Consider the following 20,984-nt stretch of genomic DNA (forward strand, 5'->3'; position numbering starts at 1 on the left):
GGCCGTTGTCGCGTTCGGGGAACCCGGTCAGCCGACCGGGCGGACCCGCCGCACGAGCAGCCCGCCGACCACCGCCACGAACACCTCGCGCCTGCCGACGCGGTCGGACCAGCGGCCGGTGACCAGGGCGGAGACCAGGGCGCCGAGCACGGTGACGGCGGTGACGACCAGCACGCCGCGCTGCGGGTCGTCGAGGGTCAGGTGGTAGAGCACCGGGTGACCAGGGCAAAACCGAGGGTGATCAGGAAGCGGCCTGCCCACGCCCAGGCCAGGTCCGGGGTGATCCGGATGGTCGACTTCCGCCCCGCCCCCACCAGCGCGGGCAGGTCCTCCGGCTCCCGGTACCCGAGCAGGAACGGCACGACCGCCAGAACGGCCACCGCGGCGCAGGCCAGGTAGCCGGGGGCGAGGATCAGGCCAGTTTGCGGATCCGGGCGGCCAGTTCGGGGACCTCGGTGCCCGCCGGGCGGTGCGCGTGCAGGAGGGCCTGCCCGGCGGGGGCGCGGAGCCTGGCCGCCAGCCTCGCCGGGAGGGTCAGGGTGCACAGCAGGCCGGAGTCGTCGAAGCCCTCCACCAGCCAGCCGACCCAGGGCAGGGCCAGGTTGGTGGTGGGGCTGAAGAACGCGGGCGCGGTGCCGTCGAAGACGACGCCGTAGACGCCGAAGCGGCTCCAGTTGGTGATCGACAGGGTGCGGTTGCCCGGGTCGAACCCGGTCGGCACGCACTCCAGCACCCTGGCGGGGCCGACGCGGCGGACGAACTCGCGGTTGGCGCGCAGGTTCAGGTGCCGGGAGGCGAAGGCGTCGACCTCGGTGCGGATGGCCACCGCGTGCGCGGTGCGGTCGGCGGGGGCGGGGAGGAAGACCTCGCTGACGAAGTTGCCGACGACGTCGTCGGGCAGGCCGAGGGTGCGCCGGACGTTGACCGGCATGGCGAACCAGCGCACTTCGGTGTCCTCGTCCAGGGCGCGGACGGTGCTGGCGACGTGCGCGCAGACGACGTCGTTGGTGGACAGCCTGCGGCCCGCGTCAGCGGTGACGGCGGCGCGCAGGGCGTCGACCTCGGGCCGGGGGAAGTGGATCTGGGTGGTGCGGTTGGCCCGGGTGGCGGCGGCCAGGTGCCGGTCGAGTTCCGCGGCGTGCTCGCCCTCGGGCAACGTGAAGCCGGGGCGGTCGGCGCCGCCTTCCGGCAGCACGGTGTCGAGGTAGGTCTCGCGGTCGGTGACCAGGTCGGTCGCCGGGGGTTCGCCGCCCTCGGTGAAGGCCGACCAGGCGCGCATGAAGACCATGAACGCCGCCATGTCGCCGACGGCGTGGTGCCAGGAGCAGCCCAGCGCCATGCCGCCGTCGGAGAGCAGGCTGACCCGGACGGTCAGCAGCGGGTCGGCGCCCGCGCGGGCCCGGGGCGCGTCGACGTGGTCGACCTGGCCCGCGGCGGGCAGCGTGGCCCTGGCGATGGCCTCGGGCAGGGTGTCGTCGAGGTCGTAGACGGCCAGCGGCACGCCCGCGTCGTCGCAGACGATCTCCAGCGAGTCGCCCGCCTGCCGCAGCCTGCCGCCGAAGGCGGGCACGTGGCCCAGTGCCCTCGCCAGCCCGTCCGCGAGGCGCCCGAGGTCGGGGGCGACCCGGTAGAAGAACACCACCGACACCGGCAGGCCCGACAGCATCATGTCGGTGAGGCTGCACGACACGACCGTCCCCAGTGGACTTCCCGAGCGCACCACCCGGGTCTCGCGCAACTCCGGCCAGGCGCTCACCGGCTGCTCCGAACGGCTGCCAGCCGAACGGATGCACCTGTGCCACAACGGTTCCCGGCGTCCACGGGCCCTCCTCCTGCGCGAAGTACGCCGAACCTAGACCGCCCGGCCCGCCCGATCCAGACCCCCGGCGCCGAAAACTCCCGACCGACTCGGCGCCCACCCCGGGACGTGCGGCCGACGCGCCGTCCCGGAGTGCGGGCACCCGGCCGCGGGTGCGCGATGATGGCCCACATGCGTACGACCGCTCTGCTCCTCGCCGCCGTCACCCTGGCGGGCGGGGTCGCCGCCTGCGCCCCGACCGACGAGGGCACCGCCCGCTCCGGTGGTGACTGCGCCAAGTCCTCGCTCAAGACCCGCACGGCGGGCAAGTTCACCTTCGCCACCGACGAGCCGGTGTACCAGCCCTGGTACGTCGACAACGACCCCACCTCCGGCAAGGGCTTCGAGTCCGCGGTGGCCTACGCCGTGGCGGGCGAGCTCGGCTACAGCCGCGAGGAGGTGGCCTGGACCAGGGTCACCTTCACCGCGGCGATCCAGCCCGGCCCCAAGACCTTCGACGCCAACCTCACCGAGTTCTCCATCACCGACGAGCGCAAGCAGGCCGTCGACTTCTCCACGCCGTACTACGACGTGGCCCAGGCCGTGGTGGCGCTCAAGACCTCCCCCGCCGCGGGGGCGAAGTCGCTGGCGGACCTGCGCGGGGTCAAGCTGGGCGCCCAGGTCGGCACCACCTCCTACACCGCGGCGACCGCGCTCGACCCGGAGCAGGAGGTGGCCGTCTACAACACCAACGACGACGCCAAGGCCGCCCTGGGCAACGGGCAGGTCGACGCGCTCGTGCTCGACCTGCCGACGGCGTTCTACGTGACCTCCGCCGAGCTGACCGACGGCGCGATCGTCGGCCAGCTCCCGCGCGGCGGCGGCGAACCGGAGCGGTTCGGCGCCGTGCTGGACAAGGGCAGCCCGCTGACCGCGTGCGTCTCCGGCGCCGTCGACGCCCTGCGCGCCGACGGGACGCTGGCGCGGCTGGAACAGGAGTGGCTGGCCGCGGCGGGCAACGCCCCCGAGTTGAAGTGATCAGCGACCTGCAGCGGGAGCGCCTGGCCTACCGGCGCTCCCGGGCCCGGCGCTCCACCCTGGTCGCACTGGCCTCCACGGTGGTGTTCGCCGCCGCCGTCTGGTTCGGGGTCACCGGCGCACCGGGCTGGCCGCGGGTGCGCGACTCGTTCTTCGACTGGCGGGTCGCGCTGCGCTCCCTGCCCGCGGTGGCCGAGGGCCTGTGGCTCAACGCCAGGGTGCTGGTGGTGTGCGAGGTCGCGGTCCTGGTGCTGGCCCTGCTCGTCGCGGCGGCGCGGACGCTGCGCGGCCCGGTGTGGTTCCCGCTGCGGGCGCTGTCGACGGCCTACGTCGACCTGTTCCGCGGGCTGCCGCTGCTGATCTGCCTGTACCTGGTCGGCTTCGGCCTGCCCGGGCTGCGGCTGTCCGGTGTCCCCACCGACCCGGTGGTGCTGGGCGGGATCGCCCTGGTGCTGGTGTACTCCGCCTACGTGGCCGAGGTGTTCCGCGCGGGCATCGAGTCGGTGCACCCGTCGCAGGTGGCGGCGGCGCGGTCGCTGGGCCTGGACCACCGCCGCACCCTGCGCCTGGTGGTCCTCCCGCAGGCGGTGCGGCGGGTGCTGCCCGCCCTGCTCAACGACTTCGTGGCACTGCAGAAGGACTGCGGGCTGATCTCGGTGCTGGGCGCGGTCGACGCGGTGCGCGCGGCGCAGATCGAGTCGTCGCTGGCCTACGACTTCACCCCGTACGTGGTGGCCGGGCTGCTGTTCGTGCTGTTGGCCGTCCCCTCGGGCAGGCTGGCCGACTGGGCGTCGCGCCGGGCGGCGCGCAGGCAGGGGGCACTGTGACCGTGCTGAGCGTCACCGGACTCGTCAAGGAGTACGGCGGCAAGCGGGTGCTCGACGGGGTGGACCTGGAGGTCGCCGAGGGCGAGGTGGTCGCCCTCATCGGCGCCTCCGGCTCCGGCAAGTCGACCCTGCTGCGCTGCGTGAACCTCCTGGAGGACATCAACGACGGCCAGATCCACCTGCTCGGCCGCGACGTCTCCGACCCCAGGGTCGACCCCGACCTCGCCCGCCGCGACATGGGCGTGGTCTTCCAGGCGTACAACCTGTTCCCGCACATGACGGTCCTGGACAACATCACCCTGGCCCCCCGGGTGGTGCACGGCGTGGCCCCCGCCGAGGCCACCGCCACCGCCATGGAGCTCCTGACCCGAGTCGGCCTGGCCGACCGGGCCACGGCCTACCCCGACCGGCTCTCCGGCGGCCAACAGCAACGGGTGGCCCTGGTGCGCGCACTGGCCTACGACCCGAGGCTGCTGCTCCTGGACGAGATCACCAGCGCCCTCGACCCGGAACTGGTCGGCGAGGTCCTGGGCCTGGTCCGGGAGATCGCCGCGGCGGGCCGCACCATCCTGATGGCCACCCACGAGATGGGCTTCGCCCGCCAGGTCGCCGACCGCATCTGCTTCCTCGACGGCGGGCGGGTGGTCGAGTCCGGCCCCGCCACCCAGGTCCTGGGCAACCCGGAGCAGCCGCGCACCCGCGAATTCCTGCGCCGCGTGATCGACGCGGGCCGTCTGTAGGACGCACGGTGGGGTCGGTCGCACCGGGCGCTGTGCGAACCTGTCGGAGAGCGTTGTGGGCGCGTCTGGCCGCTGCCGTCAGCGGCTGCGTTCCGCGCCCGCGGGCCAGACGACGGTGACGGGTACACCGCGTCGGTGTGCGGCCTCGACCACGTCACCTGTGCCGCCGCTCCCCGCCGACGGCACGCCGTCCCAGACGGCCACGATCGCCTCGACGGTGCCGAGCACGTGTTCGCTCGCCGCCATGTAGGCGGAACGATCCGAGGTGTCGAAGGGCATCGTTCGCACCAGGTGCGCCGCGCCGACGAGGGCGTCGAAGTCGGCGGTGTTGTCGGGTTTGACCTTGCGCTCGCGGTAGTCGGCCGCGGGCAGCACGACCTCGACCACCCCGCCGAGTTCGAGGACGACACGGGCGAAGACCTGATCGGCGCCGCGGGCGAGGCAGGTGACACCGACCAGGTTCGAGCCCCGGTGTGCGCCGAGGGTGTCGCGGAGGGCATCGGCGACGAGGGTGGTGGTGGCGGCGGTCAGGTTGCTGTGACCGGTGATTCCTATGCGCACGGGGTTCCTCGGGAAGGGCGGTGGGTGGGAACGAGATCGGTGATCGCGTCTCGGATTCCGCGCACGGTGGGGTTGCTCGCCAGGACCGCCGATTCGCGGTGGAAGTCGACGAGCCTGGACCCGACGCGCCCGGTGACCCGGGGGACGGCCAAGGGCAGTACCCCGTCGATCAGACCGGTGGCACGGTCGGCGTCTCGGAGACCTTCGCTGTGGTGATCCTCCGCCACGGCCACCGTACGCAAGAAGGCCTTTGACTGGCCTTGACGGGCGTATGCCACTCGGGTGGCCAGCAGCGCCCGCAGGCGCGGGGTGGCGGTGCGCCGGGTGGTGTACTGGGCGAGTTGGACCATCTCAAGTCCGTCATCGGGACTGCCCTGGTCGAAGCACTGGCGGGCCAGGGATGCCAAGGTGACCGCGGCGAGCGCGTCGTCACCGGCGACGTGGGCCAGTTGCACCGCCAAGACGAAGTAGCGCTGGGCTGTGACGGGTTCGGTGGCGTCGGCCGCCATCGAGGCCACGATGTCGGCCAGTTCCGCACCGACCCGGAAGGCTCGGCAGGTGGAGGGCGTCCCCTGCGGCGCTGTGCGCAACCCGCCCATGTGGGAGTGGAGCTGGGCGATCACCGCCGATCGGGCCAGTACCGCGTTGGCGGAGTGCCACGACCGCAGAGTCCGCACCAACTCCTCGGCAGCGATCAGCTCATCGGAGGTGAACGCACTGGTCCCCGCCGCCGCGCGGTCGAGCAGGGGACGCAGGGTGGTGAGCAGCGCAGTCCCCGACAGGGCGGCGGTGCCGGTGAGCAGAGCGCGTCGAGTGGTGGGCATCAGGTCGTCCTGGGTCAGCGTGATCGCGTTCTCCGCCATCGTCGCCGCTGTCCACGTGGCCGTCGTGGGCACCCCCGACCGGGCCGTGTGCCTGCTCGAAGGCCGGAATCCGAGCGCGGCGTCGGTGCGGGCGCCCAGCGCGTGACGCAGCGCGGCGCGATAGTGCGCCCCCGGCCAGCGCACCGCTCCACGCTCATAGCGGGCGATGACACGTGCATCCAATTCGTGAAGTGTGCCGGCTGTCGCCCAGAGCCAGGCGTTCACGGCCTCCGCCAGTTCCCGCCTCGACATCGCCTCGCCCGGCGCACCCCAGAGGCTCGCGTACCCGCCAGGTGTGGGCGTGAAGTACCGCTGACCATATGTGATCACGACATGGACCGGGCTCCCGCAGAGCGAGCCTTCGGGCAGACCGTGGCGCGGCACAGACCCCCGACACCCCGTGGGCCCCACGCCACAGGTCGACAAGGGCATCCACTCGTTCGTGCTCGACACACCCCGGTGCATCGCCTTCTGCCTGGAGCACGCGGCACGTACCCGCACCACCTGCCCGAGGAACGCCCCGGGCAGCCGAAGGTCCTGAAGACCACCATCGCCGCGATCCGGGCCGCGGGCTTCCCCCTCGACGCCGAACTGTGGGGTGCTCCGGACGTGGACTGCCACCAGTGCCACGCCTGCTGCCACGACAGCCCCGAGAAGTAGTCCCCGATACCCTCGCCGCGTGCCCGGACAGTCGAGCACGCGGCGAGGAGTCGGCGAAAGGTGACACCGTGACCTCACCCACCGACGCCTGGGAGCGGTTCGCCCGCAAAGCCACACCCCGCCGCGCGACCAACGCCGCAGGTGCGGACACCTGGTTGAACTGGACCCAGTACCCCGACCACGGCCCCGACGAATCCGTCCTCGGACCGCCTGCGGGCAAGCGGGTGGTCGAACTCGGCTCCGGGGCGGGCGCCAACCTCGCCCACCTCGCCACCCTGGGCGCCGACTGCGTGGGCGTCGACATCGCCCCGACCCGCACCGCCACCGCGAACCACACCTGGGCAGACTTGCCCGGGATCGAGTTCGTCACCGCCGACGCACTCGGCCACCTCGACGCCCACCCGGACACCTACGACATCGCCTACTCCATCTTCGGCGCCATTTGGTTCACCGATCCCCGCGTCCTGCTCCCCGCCATCCACCGCGCACTCCGACCCGGCGGCATCCTGGCCTTCTCCCACCTGCCGCCCAGCAGCACACCGCCACCCGCCGACCGCGTCATCACGCCGCAGCACCTGCCGATCCAGCAGTGGGCGAACCTGCTCGACTCCGCGGGCTTCACCCGGATCGCGGTTGAGCTCATTCCCCCACCCGCGCCCCACCGGACCGGCACGCTGCTCGGGCGCGCCATCCGGAAGTGACCCCCACGGCAAGCGGTGAGGCGGGAACCAGGGGTCAGCTCCGCTCCCCCTCGCGGGGCTTCGAGGCGCGCAGCGAGCCCGGCTTGGCCTTCGCCGCCGGGTCGTTGCGGGTCTTGACCAGGCTGGCCACCGTCACCACGACCAGGATGCCGATGATCACCGTGAGGCTGACCGGGGTGGAGATCTCCGGGACGCTCGGGTTGATGTCCACGTGCGCCCAGTGCAGCACCAGCTTCACCCCGATGAACGCGAGGATGATCGCCAGCCCGGTCGAGAGGTACACCAGGCGGTCGAGCAGGCCCTTGACCAGGAAGTAGAGGGCGCGCAGGCCGAGCAGGGCGAAGGCGTTCGCGGTGAAGACGATGTAGGCCTCCTCGGTCACCCCGAACACCGCCGGGATGGAGTCGAGGGCGAAGAGCAGGTCGATGCCGCCGATGGCGACCAGCACCAGGAACAGCGGCGTGGCGACGCGCCTGCCGGTGACCCTGGTGAACAGCTTGCCGCCGTCGTACTCGTCGGAGACGGGGAAGGCCTTGCGGGCGATCTTGACGACCGCGTTGTCCTCGATGTCGGGTTCCTCGTCGCGGTGGCGGAAGAGCTGGACCGCGGTGAACATCAGCAGCAGGCCGAAGATCAGGAACATGAACGAGAACAGGTTGAGCAGGGCCGCGCCGAGCACGATGAAGATGGCGCGCATGACCAGCGCGAGCACGATGCCGAAGGTCAGCACCTTGTGCTGGTGCTCCTCGGGGACCGCGAACGTGGACATGATGATCACGAACACGAACAGGTTGTCGACGCTGAGGCTCTTCTCGACGATGTAGCCCGCGAAGTACTCGGTGCCGAATTCGCCCCCGGCGACCACGGTGAAGACCACCCCGAAGGCGATGGCCACCAGGATGTAGAACACCGACCAGGCGACGGCCTCCTTGAAGCCCACCCGGTGCGGTCGCCACGCGGCGACCGCCAGGTCCAGGGCCAACAACGCGACGATCACCGCGATGGTTCCCGCCCAGGCGAGCCCACTGACCTCCAGCACCGACAACCTCCGCGTCCGACCTGCACCGACGCTGCCGAGGGTAGTTGAATTCGGACAAATGTGCCGCGCCCGGGGGTTGACACGGCCCGTTCGGGTGCCCCGGGCGGCGAGTCCTTGATCGACTCGGGCAGGGGCGCGAGCGGCGGGGAGGACACAGGCGGTGAGAGGTCGGTGACCGGGCGTCCACACCGGACTTCCCCGGCGGGTCCACGAGACCTCCACCCGCGACCGGCTCCGCGTGGTGCGGGTGGGCTCAGATGCCGAGGCCCTTGGCCAGGACCGGCCAGGAGTTGTGCAGTGCGCGCTCCCAGTAGGGCCAGCTGTGCGTGCCCTTGCCGTAGTAGTCCACAGTGGCCGGGATGCCGAGCTGCTTGAGCCGGTCGGTGAAGCTGCGCGAGGTCAGCAGCGTGGAGGCGTCCAGCGGGTCGCCGCCCTTGCCTGGCGGGTCCAGCGGGCCCACCTCGCCGTTGCCGGAGCTGATGTAGAGGTTGGTGCCGCGGAACTTCTCGATGTTGTTGTACGGGTTGTGCGCCTGCCAGATCCAGAAGGTGACCATCTCGTCACCCCACAGGTCGGCCGGGTTCCAGAAGCCTTCGCGGACCAGGATGCCCTTGATCACGCCCGCGGTGCCGACGAACATGGTGTTCGGGATGCCGCTGTAGGAGGCGACCGAGGCGAAGGTGCCGGGGAAGCGGAAGCCGTAGGCCAGGGCGCCGTAGCCGCCGATCGAGACGCCCGCGACGGCGCGCTTGGTGCCGCCCTTGTAGCCGCGCTCGATGATCTGGAGGACCTCCTTCATGTGGAAGGCCTCCCAGTTCGCCGTCTTGCGCAGGCCGAGGTTCCACCACTCGGAGTACATGCCCGCCGGGCCGTCGGTCGGCATGACCGTGATGACGCCCTTGTCGGCGGTGAACGCCTTGGCGTCGGTCATGGCGTCCCACGACTTGTAGTCGAGGTCCTCGCAGCAGCCGTGCAGCAGCCATAGCTGCGGCCAGGTGCGGGTGGCCGTCGCCGACCAGTCGGTGGGGAGGTAGACGCGGACCATGCCGTTCTTGAGCAGCGCCGGGCTCTGGATCTCCAGGTCCAGGGTGCGCTCGTCGATCCGGGTCTCCTTGACGACCTTGGCACCGTCGTCGGCGGTGACCTGGGGGGCGCCGGAGGGGAGGGTGGCCGCGGGGGCCGCGGTGGTGGTGGGGGTGGGCTTGGTGGGCCACCACGGCCACGCGGCGTTCGCCGGGCTCTGCACCAGGGTCGCCGACACCACAGTGGTCAGCACGACCGCCGCGCCCGCGATCACGCTGCGGCGTAAGCGGCGTGGGCGCGACACGTCACCTCTTTGTGTCCGTGGCATGGGCTGGTACTCCGTTCTTGTCACATTCCCCTACAGGGGGATGTTCCCGTGCTTCTTCGCGGGAAGGGTCTGCTTCTTGGTGCGGAGCGTGCGCAGCGCGCGGGCGACCTGGACGCGGGTCCGCGACGGCGGGATCACCATGTCGACGTAGCCGCGCTCGGCGGCGACGTACGGGGTGGTCTGCCACTGCTGGTACTCGTCGGTCAGCTTGCGGCGCAGCGCTTCCCGCTCGTGCTCGGGGGCGGCGTTGAGCTCGCGGCGGTGCAGGATCTGCACCGCGCCCTGCGCGCCCATCACCGCGATCTCGGCGGTGGGCCAGGCGATGTTGACGTCGGCGCCGAGGTGCTTGGACCCCATCACCGCGTACCCCCCGCCGTAGGCCTTGCGGACCACGACCGTCACCATCGGCACGGTCGCCTCGGAGTAGCTGTAGATGAGCTTGGCGCCGCGCCGGATGATGCCGCCGCGCTCCTGGTCCATACCGGGCATGTAACCAGGAACGTCGACGAAGGTCACGAGGGGAATGTCGAACGCGTCGCAGAAGCGAACAAAGCGAGCCGCCTTCTCCGAGGCGTCGATGTCGATGACACCCGCCTGGTGCAGCGGCTGGTTCGCCACCACGCCCACCGTGCGGCCCTCGATGCGGCCGAACGCGCAGATCATGTTCCTGGCGAAGCCCGCGTGGATCTCGGTGAACTCGCCGTCGTCGAGGACCCTGCTGATGACCTCGTACATGTCGTAGCCCTGGTTGGGCGAGTCCGGGACGATCCGGTCGAGCACCCGGTCGGCGGCGGTGACCTCGGGGTCGCCCTCGAAGTCGTAGACCGGGGCGGGCTCGACGTTGTTCGCGGGCAGGTAGCCCAGCAGCGTCTGCACCCACTCGATGGCGTCGGGCTCGTCGACCGCGCGGTAGTGCGCGTTGCCGGAGACCTCGCTGTTGACCCCCGCGCCGCCGAGCTGGTCCTGGGTGACCCGCTGCCCGGTGACGGCGTTGACCACCTCGGGGCCGGTGACGAACATGTGCGAGGTGTCGTCGACCATGACGGTGAAGTCGGTCATCGCCGGGGAGTACACCGCCCCGCCCGCGCACGGGCCGAGGATCATCGAGATCTGCGGGATGACCCCGGAGGCGTGCGCGTTGCGCCTGCCCAGCTCGGCGTAGTACGCCAGGGAGACCACGCCCTCCTGGATGCGCGCGCCGCCGGAGTCGTTGATGCCGATGATGGGGCAGCCCAGGGTCATCGCCAAGTCCATCACCTTGAGGACCTTGCCGCCGAACACCTCGCCCATGCTGCCGCCGAAGACGGTGAAGTCCTGGGAGAACAGGCACACCTGGCGGCCGTCGATGGTGGCCTCACCGGTGACCACGCCGTCGCCGTAGGGGCGCTGGGCGTCCATGCCGAAGTCGGTGGTGCGGTGCCGGGTGAACATGTCCAGCTCGGTGAACGAGCCAGGGTCGACCAGCAGGTCGATCCGCTCGCGCGCGGTGAGCTTGCCCTTGGCGTGCTGCCGGTCGGCCGCGCGCTTCTCGGCCAGGCGGACGACCTCGTCCTGCCTGCCCGTCAGGTCGGCGATGCGGTCGGCGGTCGTCGGGGCGAAGGAGCGTCCGTCGAACTTGTCTTCTCCGAACATCACAGCCTTCCTTCCTCACTCAGGTCATCAGGGGCACTCGGGTGGGGTGTTCCGTTGTTCCTAGTGAGCTGGTGAGCGCGGGTGGTCGAGGGCGGCGCGCAGCTCCCGCGCGATGACGGCCACGTTCGGCGGGTCGATCATGCTGAGGTGGTCGCCGGGGACCTTGACCACCTCGAGGGCGGGGGCGAACTCGTCCCAGCCCAGGGTGTCGTCGGTGCGCTTGTAGCGCGGGTCGAGCTGCGTGGTGAGCGGGTGCGGTTCCTTGGCCCGGAACAGCACCACCCGGCCGCCGTAGGGGCGCGGCTGGTAGTTCTCCGCGACCCGGGCGTCCACGTAGGACGTGTACTGGTGGTGCAGCACCGCGGCGCCCATGCCGGAGACGTTGGCCGCCAGGGTGTCGATGATGTAGCGGATCTGCTGCTCGTCGTCGAGGCCGCCGAGCTTGTCCGCGCCGAGGTCGAGCTTGACGCCGTAGGTCTCCTCGATGTGCTCGGCGAAGCGGCCGAACCGGTCGAGGAGCAGGTCCTGCTGCGAGATCGGCTCGGCCGATTCCAGCGGCAGGATCGTGTCGATCATGGCGACCAGCTCGACGTGCTCGCCCGCGGCGGTGAGCAGTTGGGCGATCTCGTAGGACAGCAGCCCGCCGAAGGACCAGCCGCCGAGCCGGTACGGCCCGCTGGGCTGGACTTCGCGCAGCAGCTCCAGGTAGCGCTGCGCCTTCTCCTCCAGGGTGTCCACGTCGTCGAGCCGCTCGAACCCGTAGACCGGGACGCCCTCGCCCATGAGCTGCACCAGCGAGCGGTAGACGCTCGTCGGGCCACCGGCGGGGTGGAACAGGAAGACCGGGGTGCCGGTCTCGCTGGCCCGCAGGACGCGCAACGGCTTGCCGCCGTTGCCCTCCACCTGGTCGCGCAGCAGGTCGGCCATGGCCGCCACGGTGGGCTCGCTGAACAGCGTGCCGTAGTCGGGCACCGAGTCCAGTTCGCGTTCGATGGCGGCGTAGACCGCGTCGGCCTGGGCGGCGTCGCCGAGGGCGAAGAAGTTGTCGTCGACCCCCGGTTCCCCGGTCTCCAGCACGTCCTGCCAGATCCGGGCGACCCACCGCTCGGACGGGTCGCGCGGGCCGACCTTCGCCGGGGCGCCCCCGGACCGGCGGGCGGCCCGGTCGGCCGGGTCGGCCTCGCCGAGGCCGGACGCCTCGGCGAGGTGGTCGGCGATCTCGGCGAGGCTGGCGCCGCGCAGCAGCAGCGGCACCGGCAGCGGCAGCCCGAAGTCGCGCTCGACCGCGCCGCGGGCCCGCATGGCCAGCAGCGAGTCGAGGCCGAGCTGGGTCAGCGGCACGTACCGGTCGATCCGCTCGGCGGCGAAGCCCATCAGCTCGGCGATGATGGCCACCAGGTGGTCCTCCAGCGCCTGCCGGGCCGCGGCGGGTTCCAGCGCGCGCAGCTCGGACATGCCCGCCCAGGCCGGGCCACCGGTCGCGGCCGCCTGCTCGGCGGGCCGGACCAGCTCGAAGAACGGGCGGGTGGCGAGCTGCGGGAACAGCGACATGGTGGTGCCCAGGTCGAGCCGGGCGACGCCGGTCGCGGCCCGGCCGCTGGCCAGCACCGCCTCCAGCGCCTCCATGCCCTCCTGCGGGCCGAGCGGGTCGAGCACCGGGTTGTCCCGGCCCACGGCGCCGCCGACCTCGGCCCACGCGCCCCAGTTGACGGTGGTCGCGGTCAGGCCCCGGGACCGGCGCCAGGTCACCAGCGCGTCGAGCCAGGCGTTGGCGGTGGCGTAGGCGCCCTGGCCGGGCGAGCCGAACAGCGCGGCGGCCGAGGAGTACATCAGCCACCAGTCCAGGTCGTGGCCCAGGGTCGCCTCGTGCAGCGCGAGCGCGCCGGTGGCCTTGGCGTGCCAGACCTTCGCGACGTCGGCGCCGTCCAGGGTGGCGGTGGCGCCGTCGGCGAGGACACCGGCGGCGTGCAGGACACCGCGCAGCGGGACACCACCGGCGGTGGCGGCGGCGACCAGCCGGTCGGCCACCCCGGCCTCGGCGACGTCGCCCGCGACCACCTCGACCTCGGCGCCGAGGCCGCGCAGCTCGGCGACCAGCGGTTCGGTCTCCTCGGTCAGGCCGCGGCGGCCGGAGAGCACGACGCGGGTGGCGCCGTTCTCCGCGAGCCACTTGCCCGCGAGCAGGCCCAGTCCGCCGAGACCACCGGTGACGACGTAGCCGCCGTCGCGGACGGTGTGCCCCTCGCCGCGCTCGTCGACCTCGGCCTTGGCGAGCTTGGCGATGTGCCGCACGCCCCCGCGCCAGGCGACCTCGTCGGCGGCGTCGTCGGCGGTCAGCTCGGCCGCCAGTTCGGCGACCCAGTCCCCTTCAGCGGCAGTGTCACCGCCCAGGTCCGCATCCAGGTCCACCACGGTGGCGCGCAGTTCGGGGTTCTCGAAGGCGAGCACCCTGGCCAGGCCGCGCAGGGCGGCGAGGTCGGGCGAACCGGCCTCGTCGGCGCCGACCGCGGCGGCGCCGCGGGTGACGATCCACAGGCGCGGCGGCTGCCACCCGGGGTCGACCTGGTCGGTGAGCTGCGCCACCAGGCTCGACACGGCGAGCACGTGCGCCTGCGCCGCCTGGGGGGAGATCCCGGTGCCAGGTTCGGCCACGAACACCACGCCCGCGGGGGTGCGCCCGGCCAGGGTGAGCTGGTCCACGCGCGGCAGGCACAGCACCTCGCCGCCGGGGAGCCGGTCGCGCAGCCCGGTCAGCCAGTCGCCCGGCTCACCCTCGGCCACGACGACCCAGGTCTGCCCGTCGGCGGCGGTGTCGTCGAGGTCCGCCCGCTCCCAGGAGAACTCGAAAGCCTTGGCGGACAACGGGAGCGGCACCGAAGAGCGCTGCATCCGGCGCACGTAGACACCGGTGACGTCGACGACGACGGCCCCGTCCGCGTCGAGGAGCTGCACGGCGCCGACCAGGCCGTCGAGCCCCTCGTCGAGGGAGTCCAGCCGGGCGTCGACGCGCACGGCGGTGCCCGGGTCGCCGAGGACCCGGACCGCGCCGAGCGACAGCGGCAGGTAGGTGCCGCCGCCCGCGCTGATCTTGTCGAACGCGGCGGCGGCGAGCGCGTGCAGGCTCGCGTCCGACAGCGCCGGGTGCAGCACGTGGCCGGTCGCGCGCCCGGCTTCCCCGGGCAGCGCGATGGCGGCGGAGGCGGTGCCGGAACCCGCCACCACCGACCGCAGGCCGCGGAAGGCGGGGCCGTATGCCTGGCCCATCTCGGCCAGCGCCGGGTAGAGGTCGACGGCCTGGCCGTCGGTGGTCTCCCCCAGCGGGGTCACGGCGGTGTCGCCGCGGCGCACGGTGGCCGAGGCGTGCCGGGTCCAGGTGCCCGCCGCCGACTTGGCCGAGACGGTGACGACGCCCGCGTGCTTGCCGGTCAGCGTCAGCGAGGTGGTGATCTCGGTGTGCGCGGCCAGCGGCAGGACCTGGGTGAGTTCGACGTCGCGGACCTCGACGAGGACCTTGCCGCCGAAGGCTTCCCGGGCGGCGGCGAGCGCCAGTTCCAGGTAGCCGGTGCCGGGGAAGATCGCCACGCCGTGCGCGGCGTGGTCGGTCAGCCACGGGTGGGCGTCGGTGCCGACGTCCGCGCGCCAGACGTGCCGGTCACCCTCGGGCAGTTCGATGTGGACACCCAGTAGCGGGTGCCGCCCGGCCGGGGTGCTCGCCGAGGCGCGCTTCCTCGGCCAGAAGGTGTGGTGCTCCCAGCGCGGGCCGGGCAGCGAGACCGGCGGGGCCGCGGCGTGCCGGGCGGCCAGCGCGGTCGGGTGCCCGGTGGTGTGCAGGGCGGCGAGGCTGGTCAGGAACGTGGTGCGCTCGTCGTCCTTGCGGTGCGCGCTGGGCAGCCCCAGGGCCTTGCCGCCGGAAGTCTGCTCCAGCGCCGCGAGGGCGATCGGGTGCGGGGAGACCTCGACGAACCGGGTGTGCCGGTCCTCGATCGCGGCGGACAGCGCGTGCGCGAAGCGGACCGGGCGGCGCAGGTTCTTCGCCCAGTACTCGACGTCGAACGCGGGCGCCTCCCTCGGGTCGTCCAGCACGCTGGTGTAGCAGGGCACGGTGGCCCGGCTCGGCTCCAGGTCCGCCAGCCCGGCGCGGAACTCGTCGAGCACCGCGTCCACCGCGGGCGAGTGCCCGGCGCCGCCGACCTTGAGGCGCCGCGCCAGGCGGCCCATGCCCTCCACGTGCGCCACCAGCGCGCCGACCTGGTCGGCCTCGCCGCTGACGGTGCACTGGGTGGGTGAGGCGTAGACGGCCACGGTGATGCTGGGCCACTGGGCCTCCAGCTCGGCCAGCTCCGCCGGGGACAGCTCGACCACGGCCATGGCGCCGACCCCGGAGGCGTCGATGCCCGAGAGCAGCCGGGCGCGGGTGGTCATCACCCGCAGGCCGTCGGCGACGCTGAGCGCACCCGCGACGACCGCGGCGGCGACCTCACCCATGGAGTGCCCGACCACGGCCGCGGGTTCGACGCCGTGCGCGCGCCACAGCGCGGCGAGGGCGACCTGGATGCCGAACAGCGTGGGCTGGGTGGCGGCGAGGTCGGGCAGTTGCTGCTCCCCGGCCAGCACCGCGCGCAGCGAGAAGCCGGTGACCTCGACGAAGGCCGGGTCCAGCTCCTCCACGGCGGCGCGGAAGGCGGGTTCGGTGGCCAGCAGGGTGCGGCCCATCCCGTCCCACTGCGAGCCGTAGCCGGAGAAGACGAACACCACGTCGCTGTCATCGCGCCGCGCGGTGCCGGTGCGCACGTCTGGCCGGGGCTCCCCCGCGCCGAGGGCGCGCAGGGCGTCCACGAGGGACTCGCGGCCGGTGCCGACGACGGCGCCGCGCACGGCCAGGTGCTCGCGGCGGCGGGCCAGGGTCGAGGCGACCGCGCCGAGCGCGACCCCCGCGTTCTCCTCGGCGGCGAGCCAGTCGGCCAGGTCGACGGCGCGCTGCGCCAGCGCGGTCGCCGAGCGGGCCGACAGCGCCAGCACGTGCGTGTCCTGCGCGTCGCCGCGCGGGACGCGCTTGCGCTTGGCGGGCCACTCCTCCAGCACCACGTGGGCGTTGGTGCCGCCGAAGCCGAACGCGGACACGCCCGCGCGGGCCAGGCCGGAGTAGCGCGGCCACGGGGTGGGCTCCGGGATGACCCGCAGGCCGTTGCCGTCGAAGTCGATGTTCGGGTTGGGGGCGGTGTAGTGCAGGCTGGCCGGGAGCCGCCCGTACTTCATCGCCAGCACGACCTTGATCAGGCCCGCGATGCCCGCGGCGCCCTCCAGGTGCCCGAGGTTGGACTTCACCGAACCCAGCAGCAGCGGGCGGTCCGCGGCGCGGCCCTTGCCGAGCACCGCGCCGAGCGCGCCCGCCTCGATCGGGTCGCCGAGGAAGGTGCCGGTGCCGTGCGCCTCGACGTAGTCCACACCGGACGGGTCCAGTTCGGCCACCGAGTAGGCGTCGCGCAGCAGCGCGGCCTGCGCGTCCGGGTTGGGCGCCATCATGCCGTTGGAGCGGCCGTCGGAGTTGACCGCGCTGGCGCGGATGACCGCGAGCACCCGGTCGCCGTCGCGGCGGGCGTCGGTCAGCCGCTTGAGCACGACCACCCCGCAGCCCTCGCCGCGCACGATCCCGTCGGCGGCGGCGTCGAACGCCTTGCACCTGCCGTCGGCGGCCAGCACGCCCGCGCTGGTGAAGTTGGCGAACACCGCGGGCGAGAGCAGCAGGTTGACCCCGCCGACCAGGGCGTGGTCGGTCTCGCCGCGCTGCAGGCTCTGCACGCCGTGGTGCACGGCCACCAGCGACGACGAGCACGCGGTGTCGACGGTCATGCTCGGGCCGCGCAGGTCCAACTGGTACGACAGCCGGTTGGCGGCGATGCTCGCCGCCGCGCCGGTGCCCGACCACGCGTCGATGCTGGGCAGGTCGACCATGGTCAGGTGGCCGTACTCGGTCGCGGACAGTCCCACGAAGACACCGGTGCGGCTGCCGCGCAGGGAGGCGGGCGCGATGCCCGCGTCCTCCAGCGCCGCCCAGGAGACCTCCAGCAGCAGCCGCTGCTGCGGGTCCATCGCCTCGGCCTCGCGCGGGGTGATGCCGAAGAACGCCGCGTCGAACCCGGCGACGTCGTCGAGGAAGCCGCCGAGGCGGGGCAGGCCGTCGAGGTCGGCGGCGGGCGCGAAGTCCTCCCACCGGCCCGCGGGCACCTCGGAGATGGCGTCCTCGCCCGCGGACAGCAGCGACCAGAACGCCTCCGGCGAGTCGACGCCCCCGGCCAGCCGCACGCCGAGGCCGACGACCGCGACGGGCTCGCCGGGCGCGACCGCGGCCGCGACCAGGGGCTGGTCGCGGCCGGTGTCCTCGCCGGTGAGCGACGCCACCAGCGCCGAGATCGTCGGGCTCTCCCAGGCCAGCGTCGGCGGGAGTGGTCTGCCGAGCAGCTTGCCCAGGTCGCCCGAGAGCGTCACCGCGTCGCGGGAGGACATCCCCAGTTCGGTCAGCGGCCGGTCCGGGTCCACCTCCGCGACCGGGAGGTTGCGCAGCTCGGCGACCCGGCCCACCAGCCAGGCGAGCAGGTTCTCCTGGGAGGTCATGCTGAGCGTCCGTCCTTCAGGGTGCCCTCGGCCCAGCGCTTGCGGCACACCGCGCGGCTGACCTTGCCGCTGGAGGTGCGCGGGACGCCGCCGGGCTCGACGATGAGCACGTCGTGCAGGGACAGGCCGTGGTGGTGCGACACGGCGGCCTTGACCGCGCTGGTGACCTCCTCGCGGTCGAGGTCGGCGGCCTCGACGACCTTGGAGCGCTCCACCATCACCATGACCTGCTCGGACTGGCCGTCGAACACCGAGAACGCCACCAGTGAGTGCTTGCGCACCGCCGGGTGCGCCTGCTCCACGGTCGCCTCGATGTCCTGCGGGTAGTGGTTGCGGCCGTCGACGATGATCAGGTCCTTCATCCGGCCGGTGATGTAGAGGTCGCCCTCGTGCAGCACGCCGAGGTCGCCGGTGCGGAACCAGCCGCGGCCGTCGACGCCGCGGCCGTCGAAGCCGTCGTCCTCCAGGGTCTGGCCGAAGGACTCCGCGGTCTGCTCCGGGCGGTTCCAGTAGCCCTGGGCGATGTTGACGCCGCTGAGCCACAGCTCGCCGACGACGCCGGAGTCGAGCAGCTTGCCCGACTCCGGGTCGACGATGCGCAGCTCCTGGTCGAACGCCCGGCCGCAGGAGACCAGCTCGGTGGTGCTCGGGGTCTCGGCGGTGGCGACCACGGCCAGGCCGCGGGTGAGCGCCTCGCGGTCGAAGGTGACCGCCTTGGGCAGCTCGCCCGGGGTGCCCGACGAGATCAGCACGACCGCCTCGGCCATGCCCATCGACGGGCGGTGCGCGGTGCGCGGCAGGCCGCACTCGGCGAACGCGTCGGCGAAGCGGTTGATCGACTTCATGCTGATCGGCTCGGAACCGTCCACCAGCGACACCACGTCGGACAGGTCCAGGAAAGCCTTCTCCCGGTCGCTGACCCGCGACGCGGCGTAGGCGTAGGCGAAGTTCGGAGCGGCGGTGGTGGCGCCCTCCGCTCCTGCCATCGCCGCGACCCAGCGGATCGGGCGCTCCAGGAAGGCGATCGGGTCCATCATCACGACCGGGCGCCCCGACCACATCGGCACGGCCACCGCGAGCACCAGGCCCATGTCGTGGAACAGCGGCAGCCAGCTCACCAGGGTGCCGTAGTCGTCCTCGTCGCTCATGTAGCACTCGGTGTTCTGCCTGGCGTTGGTCACCACGTTCCGGTTGGTGATCATCACGCCCGCCGGGATGCGGGTGGACCCGGAGGTGTACTGCAGGTACGACACCGCGTCGGGCTCGGGCACGAACGGCGCGTAGTCGGCGGCCCTGGCGTCGGGCACGGTGTCGATGGAGGTGATGTGGGCGACCCCGATGCCCTTCTCGGCGAAGTAGGAGTCCAGCAGCTCGCGCTGGTCGTCCAGGGTGAGCGCCAGGGTCGGGGAGCAGTCGGCGAGCACCGCGGCCAGCCGGTCGGCGTGCCCGGGCAGGTCCGGCTGGAACAGCGGCACCGCGATCCGGCCCGCGCGCATGGCCGCGAGCAGCCCGACGATGTACTCGGTGGACTGCCGGGCGAGGATGACCACCCGGTCGCCCTCGGCGGTGTGCGCCTGGACCTCCGCGGCGACCGCGCTGACCTTCGTGTCGAACTCCGACCAGGTCAGCGAGGTGGCGACGCCGTCGACGCTGAAGCGGTAGTCCAGGTAGGTGATGGCGACCTCGTCGCCGTGCTCCTGCGCCCACCAGGCCAGCAGGGTCGCCAGGGAGTCGTTGCCGACCACCGGCCCCGCCACGGGGCTGTCGGTCCGCACACCACCAGAAGTCATCGTGTCCCGTCCTCGGGGTTGTCAGGGGTCGAACGCCCGCCGCGAAGCATTCGACCGGAATTCAGATTGCGGCCGAATGTGGATCGACAATTGAGGTCCGACGGATCCGGCCGATCTGAAATAGAATTCGACCACCCACCGCCACCATATTTTCCGGTGCCAGCGGGTGTCAACCATTCGGGTTTACACCGCAAACACGGAATTGCATAAAACAATGTTTTTTAGCGTCCGGAGGAGAAAAAAACGGGTCGTGTTGTCAACGTTGTGACAAGTCATCGACCCTCCCGCCCATTCGTACGACCTACGCGCGCCGGACCACCCCGGGGCGCCGCGGCCGGACCGCGGGCACCCCGGGGACGCCGATCACCCCTGGGCCGCCGCGGCGGTGTCCTCGGTGTGGAACTGCTCTTCGAGCTGCTCGGGGCTGTAGTCCAGGTCGATCGCGGCCACGGACATGCCGCGCGCGCCCTCGATCGCCCCGAGCCTGCGCAGCGCGTGGCCGCCCGCGTACTCCATGACCCCGTCGAGCTTCATGTCGAACGGGTCGCCGTCGAACTGCTTGGTCGTCCACTCGATCTGGGTGATCGCGTGCGGCAGCAGCCGCTGCATCTCGTCCTGCACGATCTGCCAGTTCGCGTCGTCGGCGGCCACGTGCCTGCGGCAGGTGAAGGTGCCCCAGGCCATGTGGCGGCGCTCGTCGGTGCCGATCGAGCGGATGAGCTGCTGCAGGCCGGGCAGGATGCCGTTGCTGCGGCAGGCCGCGTTCCACACGTGGTAGCCGGTGAGCGCCAGCACGCCCTCGACCATGTGGTTGTAGACCACCGAGGCGCGCACCTGGTTGGCCGGGCTCGGGTCGGTGGAGAGCCGGTGCAGGGCGTTGGGCAGGGCGTCGTAGAAGATCGCCCGGTAGCCGGGGTTCTCCTCCACGTGGGAGTGCAGGTCCTCCTTGACCCCCACCGCGTCCAGCCACAGCCGGAACGCCTGGGTGTGCTTGGCCTCCTCGAACAGGAACTGGGTCAGGTACATCTCGTCACCGAAGCGGCCCTCGGCGCCCATGGCCCGGATGAACGGCTGGATGTCCTGGGTGACGGCCTCCTCGCCGCCCACGAACTGGGCGCAGAGCATGGTGGCGATGAACCGCTGCTCGTCGTTGAGGTTGGCCCAGTCCTCGGCGTCCTGCGTGAAGTCGATGGCCGCTGGGTCCCAGAAGCGGCGGTTGCCCTTGGCGAACAACCGCAGCGGGAGGGAGTCCCAGTCCATTCCGCCCTTGCTCAGGGAGTGGAACTGCGTCCGGCGCTCGGTGGCGGCCTGCTCGCTGACGTCGGTCACGGGACTGACTCCTTCGGGGTTCTCGGGGAAGGTCGAGCGGGGG

Annotated in this window: 16 protein-coding genes; 5 read left to right on the plus strand and 11 right to left on the minus strand. The window is 72.4% G+C overall.

What is annotated here, in order from left to right; all coding sequences use genetic code 11:
• Positions 1 to 27 precede the first annotated feature (27 nt).
• The 3 genes from L6E12_RS23405 to L6E12_RS23415 are packed head-to-tail and all read right to left on the minus strand — an operon-like array spanning position 28 to position 1,756.
• On the minus strand, positions 28 to 213 hold the full coding sequence (locus L6E12_RS23405) for a hypothetical protein (RefSeq protein WP_236230077.1): 186 nt from the start codon (positions 211 to 213) through the stop codon (positions 28 to 30).
• Entirely contained in the window at positions 198 to 380 is a 183-nt protein-coding gene (locus L6E12_RS23410) for a hypothetical protein (RefSeq protein ID WP_236230078.1), read from the minus strand. The genes L6E12_RS23405 and L6E12_RS23410 overlap by 16 nt, the downstream gene beginning before the upstream one ends.
• Positions 381 to 412: 32 nt before the next feature.
• Positions 413 to 1,756, minus strand: coding sequence for an acyltransferase (locus L6E12_RS23415; protein WP_236230079.1), 1,344 nt, complete (start codon positions 1,754 to 1,756; stop codon positions 413 to 415).
• Between the two features lie 234 nt (positions 1,757 to 1,990).
• Here L6E12_RS23415 and L6E12_RS23420 point away from each other — a divergent pair, with 234 nt between their 5' ends.
• Genes L6E12_RS23420 through L6E12_RS23430 form a run of 3 tightly spaced genes read left to right on the plus strand, consistent with a single transcriptional unit; the run spans position 1,991 to position 4,403 of the window.
• Positions 1,991 to 2,836 (plus strand): ABC transporter substrate-binding protein, encoded by an 846-nt coding sequence (locus tag L6E12_RS23420; RefSeq protein ID WP_236230080.1) that lies wholly within the window; start codon positions 1,991 to 1,993, stop codon positions 2,834 to 2,836.
• Positions 2,833 to 3,663, plus strand: a complete 831-nt coding sequence (locus L6E12_RS23425) for an amino acid ABC transporter permease (protein WP_236230081.1) — start codon at positions 2,833 to 2,835, stop codon at positions 3,661 to 3,663. The genes L6E12_RS23420 and L6E12_RS23425 overlap by 4 nt, the downstream gene beginning before the upstream one ends.
• Positions 3,660 to 4,403 carry an amino acid ABC transporter ATP-binding protein gene (locus L6E12_RS23430; protein ID WP_236230082.1) on the plus strand — a complete coding sequence of 248 codons (744 nt, stop codon included), beginning with the start codon at positions 3,660 to 3,662 and terminating at the stop codon, positions 4,401 to 4,403. Before L6E12_RS23425 ends, L6E12_RS23430 begins: the two co-directional genes overlap by 4 nt.
• 78 nt (positions 4,404 to 4,481) lie before the next feature.
• Here L6E12_RS23430 and L6E12_RS23435 read toward each other — a convergent pair whose 3' ends face one another.
• Positions 4,482 to 4,964, minus strand: a complete 483-nt coding sequence (locus L6E12_RS23435) for a hypothetical protein (protein ID WP_236230083.1) — start codon at positions 4,962 to 4,964, stop codon at positions 4,482 to 4,484.
• Positions 4,955 to 6,052: a hypothetical protein gene (locus L6E12_RS23440; protein WP_236230084.1), complete on the minus strand. Its 1,098-nt coding sequence runs from the start codon at positions 6,050 to 6,052 to the stop codon at positions 4,955 to 4,957. The genes L6E12_RS23435 and L6E12_RS23440 overlap by 10 nt, the downstream gene beginning before the upstream one ends.
• A 234-nt stretch (positions 6,053 to 6,286) precedes the next feature.
• On the opposite strand from L6E12_RS23440, the gene L6E12_RS23445 reads away from it, so the two are divergent.
• Together L6E12_RS23445 and L6E12_RS23450 are read left to right on the plus strand one after the other, a co-directional pair.
• Positions 6,287 to 6,487, plus strand: a complete 201-nt coding sequence (locus tag L6E12_RS23445) for a hypothetical protein (protein WP_236230085.1) — start codon at positions 6,287 to 6,289, stop codon at positions 6,485 to 6,487.
• A 68-nt stretch (positions 6,488 to 6,555) separates the two neighbouring features.
• Positions 6,556 to 7,188, plus strand: a complete 633-nt coding sequence (locus L6E12_RS23450; protein WP_236230086.1) for a class I SAM-dependent methyltransferase — start codon at positions 6,556 to 6,558, stop codon at positions 7,186 to 7,188.
• Between the two features lie 34 nt (positions 7,189 to 7,222).
• On the opposite strand, the gene L6E12_RS23455 is transcribed toward L6E12_RS23450, so the two are convergent.
• The 6 genes from L6E12_RS23455 to L6E12_RS23480 form a co-directional block, all read right to left on the minus strand.
• Positions 7,223 to 8,227: a TerC family protein gene (locus L6E12_RS23455; RefSeq protein WP_236230087.1), complete on the minus strand. Its 1,005-nt coding sequence runs from the start codon at positions 8,225 to 8,227 to the stop codon at positions 7,223 to 7,225.
• Positions 8,228 to 8,480: 253 nt separating this feature from the next.
• Positions 8,481 to 9,473: an alpha/beta hydrolase gene (locus L6E12_RS23460; RefSeq protein WP_374201936.1), complete on the minus strand. Its 993-nt coding sequence runs from the start codon at positions 9,471 to 9,473 to the stop codon at positions 8,481 to 8,483.
• A gap of 135 nt (positions 9,474 to 9,608) precedes the next feature.
• Positions 9,609 to 11,210, minus strand: coding sequence for an acyl-CoA carboxylase subunit beta (locus tag L6E12_RS23465; protein ID WP_236230089.1), 1,602 nt, complete (start codon positions 11,208 to 11,210; stop codon positions 9,609 to 9,611).
• Positions 11,211 to 11,270: 60 nt separating this feature from the next.
• Positions 11,271 to 17,822: a type I polyketide synthase gene (locus L6E12_RS23470; protein WP_236230090.1), complete on the minus strand. Its 6,552-nt coding sequence runs from the start codon at positions 17,820 to 17,822 to the stop codon at positions 11,271 to 11,273.
• Positions 17,819 to 19,612, minus strand: a complete 1,794-nt coding sequence (locus L6E12_RS23475; protein ID WP_236230091.1) for a fatty acyl-AMP ligase — start codon at positions 19,610 to 19,612, stop codon at positions 17,819 to 17,821. Before L6E12_RS23475 ends, L6E12_RS23470 begins: the two co-directional genes overlap by 4 nt.
• A gap of 363 nt (positions 19,613 to 19,975) precedes the next feature.
• Entirely contained in the window at positions 19,976 to 20,872 is an 897-nt protein-coding gene (locus tag L6E12_RS23480; protein ID WP_236230112.1) for a R2-like ligand-binding oxidase, read from the minus strand.
• Positions 20,873 to 20,984: the final 112 nt, after the last annotated feature.

Origin of the sequence: Actinokineospora sp. PR83 (assembly GCF_021056305.1) — a bacterium.
Lineage (GTDB): Bacteria > Actinomycetota > Actinomycetes > Mycobacteriales > Pseudonocardiaceae > Actinokineospora > Actinokineospora spheciospongiae.

Coding starts and splice junctions, on each gene's coding strand:
- L6E12_RS23420 (WP_236230080.1), top strand. CDS start 1,991: ATGCGTACGACCGCTCTGCTCCTCGCCGCCGTCACCCTGGCGGGCGGG.
- L6E12_RS23465 (WP_236230089.1), bottom strand. CDS start 11,210: ATGTTCGGAGAAGACAAGTTCGACGGACGCTCCTTCGCCCCGACGACC.
- L6E12_RS23470 (WP_236230090.1), bottom strand. CDS start 17,822: ATGACCTCCCAGGAGAACCTGCTCGCCTGGCTGGTGGGCCGGGTCGCC.
- L6E12_RS23475 (WP_236230091.1), bottom strand. CDS start 19,612: ATGACTTCTGGTGGTGTGCGGACCGACAGCCCCGTGGCGGGGCCGGTG.
- L6E12_RS23480 (WP_236230112.1), bottom strand. CDS start 20,872: ATGGACTGGGACTCCCTCCCGCTGCGGTTGTTCGCCAAGGGCAACCGC.